This window comes from Staphylococcus sp. EG-SA-18 (genome assembly GCF_017151825.1).
Taxonomy (GTDB): Bacteria; Bacillota; Bacilli; order Staphylococcales; family Staphylococcaceae; genus Staphylococcus; species Staphylococcus aureus.
Map to the genome: position 1 here is coordinate 1 of NZ_JACYVY010000083.1, position 263 is coordinate 263.

Annotated in this window: 1 tRNA gene and 1 rRNA gene; both read right to left on the minus strand. The window is 51.0% G+C overall.

What is annotated here, in order from left to right:
* Positions 1 to 52: 52 nt before the first annotated feature.
* A tRNA-Asn gene (locus IDG66_RS13510) sits at positions 53 to 127 on the minus strand.
* Positions 128 to 137: 10 nt separating this feature from the next.
* Positions 138 to 252: ribosomal RNA gene (rrf, locus tag IDG66_RS13515) — 5S ribosomal RNA — on the minus strand.
* Between the last annotated feature and the right edge of the window lie 11 nt (positions 253 to 263).

Consider the following 263-nt stretch of genomic DNA (forward strand, 5'->3'; position numbering starts at 1 on the left):
CCGTGTTACCGCCGTGAAAGGGCGGTGTCTTAACCGCTTGACCAAGGAGCCATGGCTCCACAGGTAGGACTCGAACCTACGACCGATCGGTTAACAGCCGATAGCTCTACCACTGAGCTACTGTGGATTAATATTATGCCTGGCAACGTTCTACTCTAGCGGAACGTAAGTTCGACTACCATCGACGCTAAGGAGCTTAACTTCTGTGTTCGGCATGGGAACAGGTGTGACCTCCTTGCTATAGTCACCAGACATATGAATGT